Origin of the sequence: Limnofasciculus baicalensis BBK-W-15, from assembly GCF_024178385.1 — a bacterium.
GTDB lineage: Bacteria > Cyanobacteriota > Cyanobacteriia > Cyanobacteriales > Coleofasciculaceae > Limnofasciculus > Limnofasciculus baicalensis.
The window spans coordinates 1-8,050 of record NZ_JAMZMM010000280.1 but is presented as its reverse complement, the minus strand read 5'-3'; the positions used below and the strand labels follow the sequence as shown (position 1 = coordinate 8,050).

Below are 8,050 nucleotides of genomic sequence, written 5' to 3'. Positions count from 1 at the left end.
GATTAATATCCTCAAACAACCCACAAGCTACACTTGGGTGGAGCAAGCAATCACCAATATTGATACAATTCTCCTCGATCACTCCCACTGCGAACGGAAAGCAGCCGGAGTAGCGTTGAATTTAATGTTTCGTTACCCCTCTAATACTAAACTAGTGCGAGACTTGACTGCGATCGCGCGTGAGGAGTTGGAACACTTTGAACTAGTCAATCAGTGGTTAGAAAGGCGCGGTATTCCCTTGGCTCCCCTTTCCTCACCTCCCTACGCCGCAGGTTTAAAAGCGACAATTCGCCCTGCTGAACCCAATCGGCTGTTAGATTCGTTACTAATTTCCGGATTAATTGAAGCTCGCTCTCATGAAAGGTTAGGATTACTAGCGACTCATTGCCCAGATCCTGAATTAGCGGAATTTTACCATAGTTTGATGGCATCAGAAGCACGGCATTTTGGGATTTATTGGGTATTAGCAGATACTTATTTCGATCGAGATATTGTTAAAATGCGGTTGGATGAGTTAGCGATTAAAGAAAGTGAGTTATTATCAACTCTTCATCCAGAACCACGAATTCATAGTTAATACTAAATTGTGTTGCCGACTCTGGCTCGGTCAAGTTTTTTGGTTTGGTGGAAGTTGGTGCGGGTAAGGGTGGCATTGCGGAAGTCTGTGCTTTTGAGGGTGGCGGAGGTGAAATCAGCGTTGGTTAAGTTAGCTTTGTAAAAGCTTGTGCCGCCTGTGGCAGCGAAGGCGATGGCAAACGTGCGAATCCAGGCATCTCGCTTATCTCCTTTAAGGGCACGCCAGCTAATGTAAGTACTGAGCAACACCACAGCGACAGCGACAGCTCCAGGCATAGCTCCAGTGACAACTCCAGCGATAGCTCCAGTGACAGCGACAGCGACAGCTCCAGCCATAGCTCCAGCGACAGCTCCAGCCATAGCTCCAGCGACAGCGACAGCTCCTGCGAGATTGACAGCTCCTGCGAGAGTGACAGCGACTAGAGCTGCGACAGCGACTAGACCTGCGACAGCTCCTGCGACAGCTCCTGCGACAGCTCCTGCGACTAGACCTGCGAATAGACCTTTGCGAATAGTGAGGATAAAGAAGATCGCAATCGCTATTAAGCAAAGCCAGCTAAAAATAACTTTACTTATTTCCGTGTACGGTATCCATGATCCTAAGAAAATAAGAAATACTGAAAATAGTCCTGATATCCCTGAGAGTATCCACGAGACTACGACTAAAATAATCGCCCAACGTCGCTGTAGTCCCGCTTTCGCACTACTGAAATTAGCACCTATCAGCTTAGTATTGGTAAAGTTTGCTCCTCGGATGTCAGCTTCACTGAAATTTGCGCCGGAGAGGGTTTGTCTTTTGAAGGATTGTCCCCTGAGATTTGCTCCACTGAAATCTCGTCTCCCGGCTGCGTATTCCTTTAGAACCTTAGTTGCCCTCATTTGGTGTTTGCTAGGGTTTGGGTTTGGCTAGGAGCATTATATGTCATGCGCCTAGGCTGTGGTGATGGGAGAAGCCTTGGCGATTGGAAATCGCAGCTACACAAACAAATTCCGCCTGCGCGGAATAATGACAGCCCAAGGATTTATTGCCCAAGGATTTATTAACCCGCGAAGCCTTGGCGATTGGAAATCGCAGCTACACAAACAAATTCCGCCTGCGCGGAATAATGACAGCCCAAGGATTTATTAACCCGCGAAGGCGGGTTTCGTCTGTGTAGATGCGGTTTCAACCGCCGAATTGAGAATGGTACTCCCCCTCTGTAGGCCATTGATTTGGCAATTCATCATCCACCACACCCTCAACATTAATCTCCATTACTCCCTTCTTTGGTGAAATAAGTGGGTCTTAATCGCCTTAGCTACTGCTAGACTTCTCATTAAGGCACTTTTAAGGATATGACTACCAACCCGAAACAGAGGAAGAGTGAACCAGATTTCGCAATATATGATTCTGTCGATATTCGTGGGGTATGGATTAGTGAAGAAAAAGGCTATCAATGGCATTCCGGTTGCTACGTTATACACCAAGAATTTAAACAAGGAAAATGGTGGTATGCCATCGCTCGTCCCTACCATGGAAACAACAATATCACTCAGCTTTCCTACCCTGTCGCTTATCCCTCAAATCGACTCCGAAAAACAGAAAACCATACACCGCTAAAAGTTACAGGTGGTGTTTATAAAAGCGATGATTTCTTGTCACAGTATGGAGCATCTTTACTGAAAAATGCGTTACAAAATGGATTGATTTATGTTGAATAAAGGATGAAGGATGAAGGATGAAGTATTAATTTTGTAGATTGGTGCTGTTCGAGTAGGCGGATAAACCAGGACTTACGCAGTGACACCATAGTGTGGAGGGTGCGTTAGCTTGCGCATAACGCACCCTACAGATGGAGGATTTGCGTAAGTCCTGTAAACTATAAAATTTATAAATTCATCCTTCATACTTCATACTTCATTATCGACTCAAAGCATTTAAAAAACTCTGGAGAGTAGATAGAAATCCAGGTTTTTTCGTCGGTGGAATTTCACTATTATCGCTACCAGCAGTTGCTTTAAGCAAAATTTCCTCAAGAGCATCTCCGGCAGGTTTTTGAGGTAATTCGGCTATCATCTGATAGTCATCATCAGTTTCTAGCCAAACTTGCCATAATCCTGGATAAGAGCGCAAAATAGCCACTCCTTCACGGGGTTGAAGATAGTAACAAGACTCAATCGTACTCAAAAAACGCTCCCGCACTTGACGTGCGGCGTAACCAATCCCAACAATTTTGAGATCTTCCATTTGGGGGTTAATCAATAAACAGGGGCGATTTTCAGCCAAATTGCACAGTTGTTCCACTTGACTTACTTCCACCGCTGAGGGGGAAACTACCAAAAATGCCTCATCATCTGCTTCAATTTTGGTGTCTATTGGTGACCGACTAGTGCCAATATCAGTCACTTTAAAAGGTACTTCTCCCCAATCCCGACGAGCAAGAGCTGCTGCACCTGTATCGGGAAATAGGACTTTTAGTCCCGTGCCGTATTGTGCAAAGATAGGGATAAAATCCCAAGCAATGGACTGAGCTTGGAGGGCAATTTCTGGGAATACCAACTCGACTTGTAACACGCGACAACCATCATTGAGAGCCGATTGAGTTGCTTCTTTAGCTTGCGCGATCGCATCTTCTAGGTTTTTGGGAAGTTGAGCCATCAGTTCTATATGGGGTCTTAATCCTCAGTTCTTAGTATCTCGGAATATTGACTATTATTCAAGCCTGAGTCAAAGAAGCAATCAGTTGTCCTTGGTGATTGGTAATTAGTCCTTGCTTCGTTGTCATTTCTCATTCTCAACAACCAACAACCAACAACCAACAACCAATAACCAACAACTAAGCCATACTGCTCTCTATCGCCCAACGTGCTAACTCCGTGCGGTTTTTCAGCGCAGTTTTACCTAACATATTAGATACATGACTTTCAATAGTCCTTTGGCTAACATTCATTTTTTCAGCAATATCTTGATTCTTCATACCCTGGGCGACAAACTGCACAACCCTTAGTTCCGTTGGTGTCAAATCCACATCGAACGGAACGTTGATTTTGGGTGAACTGTTTTTACCCGGTTTACCTCCTGAGTTATTAATGAAGCGATTGGCTTGCTTGATAGAAGATTCCACTTGCGCAACTAATTCTTCTGGCTCAAATGGTTTTACCATATAAACATCAGCACCTTTGCTGAGTCCCTTAATCCTGTCTTGGCTTTGTCCTTTAGCCGAGAGAAATAGCACCGGAATCCAGCTCGTGCGGGCATCTTGCCTGATTTGTTCAACGAAGGCATAGCCGTCCATTTCCGGCATCATGACATCGCAAATCATCATGTCGGGAAGTTGCTTTTCTAAAACCTCCAGTGCTTCTCGACCATTTTCAGCGGTGATGACTTCATAGCCCCGAAACTCTAGATAATCTTTGACTAGCAAAATTAGATTAGGATCGTCATCAATCAGCAGTAGTTGCTTGGTATTTTTGAGAGCGTTTTCTTTCATCTGTCTTCCTCCTTGGGGAAGCCCGCCATAGCTGTACTCAGCTTGGTGGCGGATGGGATTGGGGGACGGGTTCTATGGAACATATCAAAAATTTATCAGTAGAGGGAAGGAAAGCGTTACGCTGCCCCTAACAGGAGTAGCTGCGAATTGCGGAGGGGTTGAGACTCATTGACATACCTACTAGCATTACAGGTTAAAGGCTATCCATCGTGAATTGGGCTAATTATTTTCTCTGTATTATGCGATCAGATAATTGTAAAAGGATAACGTCGATAGATAGCCGCTTTACCCTGTTTCAATAATCGCTTTGCTTGTCGTCTTGACTGTCTACTTGCCTTGCCATCTCTGACTCTGGAATCGCAGCTTCAATCATCTCCGGTAATGGATGAATTAAGAAAGCGTATTCCTCTACAACCTTGTTCCCAATCAAATGTTGCCGAATAATCCGTTCGATCGCATCAGGAGTAACTCTACAATACCAGACACCATCGGGGTAAACCACCATAATTGGTCCATTAGCACAAATTCGCAAACAGTTGGCCTTCGTGCGGAAGATACAGCTTGCTCTGTCTGTGGTTGGTAGGTCGAGTTTTAACTCTTTGAGCCGCTTTTTCAGGTAGCTCCAGGCTTCTATCCCTGCTTCTTTTAAGCAGCAGATGGGTTTGGTTTGATCTGCGCATATAAAAACATGTCGCTGAATTTGATTAATTCCCAAGTTTTTGATCGTAGCCGTTATTGTGTAATTGTCGCCACTCTCATTTGCTTTGGATGACTTAGGATGAGAACCTTCGACTAATTGGTGATTGGTTTCGTTAGCTTCCATGGAGAAGAGTTTTGAGTTTTAACCCGCACTATAACACTGCCTCCCCATCTCCCCATCCCGATAGATCCTAGATTTCTGTATCTTTCTTTAGGTCATCAGTTGTAATAATCGCCTGTGGAGTGTGATTTGAACTATCTCAACCACAGATACCTACAGATCTCAATGATTACTCTATCTATCAAGCAGCTCTGCCTCAGTCCCCTCAGACTCGCCCTATTCTTGGTCACAATTAGCGATCTGCTTGCTCCACGCGCTAGGCTAAGACCGAGCTGCTCAGGCCGCTAATGCGATCGCACTTGTTGATCCATAAAATTCCACCTGCTATCCCGAACTGATTATAACGCACTCCCAGTAAGGATTTAGACGATTTTCGACAACAGTAGTTCGGGAACCCGTACCAGTAAATTCGTTGCGATCGCCCCTTTGACGGATTAAATTAGCACTCATGAGCTGAGAGTGCTAAAGTTAGTTCAAAGAAGTAGATTAGGAGGAATTTACATGGCTACTCTATCCATTAATGTTTCGACAGTAAGACCCTTGGCGGATCGCGTATTCGTCAAGATTAGCGCGGCTGAAGAGAAAACCGCTGGTGGGATTTTTCTCCCCGATAACGCGAAGGAAAAGCCCCAAATAGGCGAAGTGGCTCAGGTTGGTCCTGGCAAACGCAATGATGATGGCTCTCGCCAAGAAATGGAAGTCAGAGTCGGAGACAAGGTTCTCTATTCCAAATACGCTGGCACAGATATCAAGTTAGGAAATGAAGAGTACGTCTTGCTTTCAGAAAAAGATATCCTCGCCATCGTTAACTAGAGGCTAGGGGTTAGGGGCTAGAGGCTAGGGCTAATAAAAAAATAATTAGCAATTAGCAATTAGCAATTAACAATTAGCAATTTCACCAAAGTACATAAATCACTGAGCAGAATCTATATGGCTAAGAGAATCATTTACAACGAAAACGCTCGTCGTGCCCTGGAAAAGGGTATGGATATTCTAGCAGAAGCAGTAGCTGTCACCCTAGGACCTAAAGGTCGTAACGTGGTGCTGGAGAAAAAGTTTGGCGCACCTCAAATTGTTAATGATGGTGTCACTATTGCCAAGGAAATCGAACTGGAAGACCATGTAGAAAATACTGGTGTGGCTTTAATTCGTCAAGCCGCTTCCAAAACCAATGATGCCGCAGGTGATGGAACCACCACCGCTACAGTTTTGGCTCATGCGATGGTTAAGGAAGGCTTGCGCAACGTTGCTGCTGGTGCAAATGCGATCGCACTCAAGCGCGGGATTGACAAAGCCATTGGTTTTCTAGTACAGCAAATTGCTGCACATGCCCGTCAAGTGGAAGATTCCAAAGCTATTGCTCAAGTTGGTACTATCTCGGCTGGAAATGACGAGGAAGTGGGCAATATGATTGCCCAAGCAATGGATAGAGTGGGTAAGGAAGGGGTAATTTCTCTTGAAGAAGGTAAGTCTATGACTACCGAATTGGAAATTACTGAAGGGATGCGCTTTGACAAAGGCTATACCTCTCCATATTTTGTCACTGACACGGAACGGATGGAAGCTGTTTTTGAAGAACCCTTCATCCTCATTACCGATAAGAAAATTGCCTTAGTGCAAGACTTAGTACCAGTACTAGAACAAGTAGCACGGGCTAGTCGTCCTTTGGTAATTATCGCTGAAGATATTGAGAAAGAAGCTCTCGCAACTCTGGTGGTTAACCGCCTGCGGGGTGTGCTGAATGTAGTAGCAGTGAAAGCTCCTGGATTTGGCGATCGCCGTAAGGCTATGCTGGAAGATATCGCGGTTCTCACTGGCGGTCAACTGATTACTGAAGATGCTGGTTTGAAGCTGGAAAATACCAAGCTGGATATGCTGGGTAAAGCGCGTCGGATTACTGTTACCAAGGACAATACCACTATTGTTGCAGAAGGTAACGAAGCAGCAGTGAAGGGGCGTTGCGAACAAATCCGTCGTCAGATGGAAGAAACTGATTCTTCCTACGATAAGGAAAAACTACAAGAGCGCTTGGCTAAGTTGGCTGGTGGTGTTGCTGTAATCAAAGTGGGTGCAGCGACAGAAACCGAAATGAAGGATCGCAAATTGCGTCTAGAAGATGCCATCAATGCTACTAAAGCTGCTGTGGAAGAAGGTATTGTTCCTGGTGGTGGTACAACATTGGCTCACCTGACACCTCAGTTAGAAGTTTGGGCTAATGAGAAACTCACTGGTGAAGAACTTACTGGTGCTTTGATTGTATCTCGTGCTTTGGCTGCACCTCTGAAGCGGATTGCTGAAAATGCAGGTCAAAACGGTGCAGTTATTGCTGAACGTGTTAAGGAAAAACCATTTGATGTGGGCTTCAATGCTTCTACAAATGAGTTCGTTAATATGTTTGAAGCGGGTATTGTTGACCCCGCTAAGGTGACTCGTTCCGCGCTGCAAAATGCAGCTTCTATCGCAGGTATGGTGTTAACTACTGAGTGTATTGTGGTTGACAAACCTGAACCTAAAGATGGTGCTGCTCCTGCTGGTGGTGGCATGGGTGGCGGCGATTTCGATTACTAATCGCTGAATTTGTAGGGGCAATTCTAGTAATTGCTCCTGCCTCAACTAAATTTATGAATTTTACAAATAATAAAAATATCAGTATTTTTAGATATAAATAATAAATAAATTTGATAAAAGTTAATATAGGTAAATTAGTCCAAGCAATTCTGTTTGGACTATTATTTATATGAGTTGACGTATTAGATTATGTCCATGTACTTATCAAGAGAAAGATGGCTGGGTACTGACGGGGTTCTTTTAATAGATTTAGAATCTATTTTTGCAATAACTAGAGACTCAGCAGAGTTTTCCATTTCAATTTCAATTCTATTTCCATCTGGCTAGAGTCGAGTAGTAATCGAATTCTACGCATAATTTACCTCCCAATAGATAAAGATAATTTCACTGATTTTTAATGTATTTAAGCTATTAGCTAGTCCGCCAGTACGCCAGGGAATAAATTCCCTGTCTCATAGCTAAAGTCGGTTAAAACCGACTAATTATTGATGAATCTTTCAGTCCGTTTTAACGGACTTAAGCTATTAGACAGTGGTTTTAACCACTGGCGGGCTGGCGGATTGACGGATTATTGATATAGATAAAATATCAACAAATTCATGTTATTATCCATCTC

At 44.1% G+C, this 8,050-nt stretch carries 8 protein-coding genes; 4 read left to right on the top strand and 4 right to left on the bottom strand.

All coding sequences use genetic code 11. The features are described from left to right. Position 1 precedes the first annotated feature (1 nt). Positions 2-577: a MiaE family protein gene (locus NJ959_RS21795; RefSeq protein WP_254013848.1), complete on the top strand. Its 576-nt coding sequence runs from the start codon at positions 2-4 to the stop codon at positions 575-577. Positions 578-579: 2 nt separating this feature from the next. On the opposite strand, the gene NJ959_RS21790 is transcribed toward NJ959_RS21795, so the two are convergent. Next, the gene (locus NJ959_RS21790) at positions 580-1,455 is read right to left on the bottom strand and encodes a pentapeptide repeat-containing protein (protein WP_254013847.1); all 876 of its coding nucleotides are present in this window, start codon (positions 1,453-1,455) and stop codon (positions 580-582) included. Between the two features lie 456 nt (positions 1,456-1,911). Here NJ959_RS21790 and NJ959_RS21785 point away from each other — a divergent pair, with 456 nt between their 5' ends. Then, entirely contained in the window at positions 1,912-2,277 is a 366-nt protein-coding gene (locus NJ959_RS21785; protein WP_254013846.1) for a hypothetical protein, read from the top strand. Positions 2,278-2,476: 199 nt separating this feature from the next. On the opposite strand, the gene NJ959_RS21780 is transcribed toward NJ959_RS21785, so the two are convergent. From NJ959_RS21780 to NJ959_RS21770, 3 genes are all read right to left on the bottom strand, one after another. Beyond that, positions 2,477-3,214, bottom strand: a complete 738-nt coding sequence (locus tag NJ959_RS21780; RefSeq protein ID WP_254013845.1) for a DUF1995 family protein — start codon at positions 3,212-3,214, stop codon at positions 2,477-2,479. Between the two features lie 178 nt (positions 3,215-3,392). Beyond that, positions 3,393-4,046, bottom strand: a complete 654-nt coding sequence (locus tag NJ959_RS21775; protein ID WP_254013844.1) for a response regulator transcription factor — start codon at positions 4,044-4,046, stop codon at positions 3,393-3,395. Positions 4,047-4,341: 295 nt separating this feature from the next. Next, a complete protein-coding gene (locus NJ959_RS21770) occupies positions 4,342-4,869 on the bottom strand; it encodes a (2Fe-2S) ferredoxin domain-containing protein (RefSeq protein WP_254013843.1) in 528 nt (175 codons plus the stop codon). A gap of 498 nt (positions 4,870-5,367) precedes the next feature. Here NJ959_RS21770 and groES point away from each other — a divergent pair, with 498 nt between their 5' ends. Further along, entirely contained in the window at positions 5,368-5,679 is a 312-nt protein-coding gene (groES, locus tag NJ959_RS21765) for a co-chaperone GroES (protein WP_254013842.1), read from the top strand. 117 nt (positions 5,680-5,796) lie between these two features. Continuing rightward, positions 5,797-7,434 carry a chaperonin GroEL gene (gene groL / locus NJ959_RS21760; RefSeq protein ID WP_254013841.1) on the top strand — a complete coding sequence of 546 codons (1,638 nt, stop codon included), beginning with the start codon at positions 5,797-5,799 and terminating at the stop codon, positions 7,432-7,434. Positions 7,435-8,050: the final 616 nt, after the last annotated feature.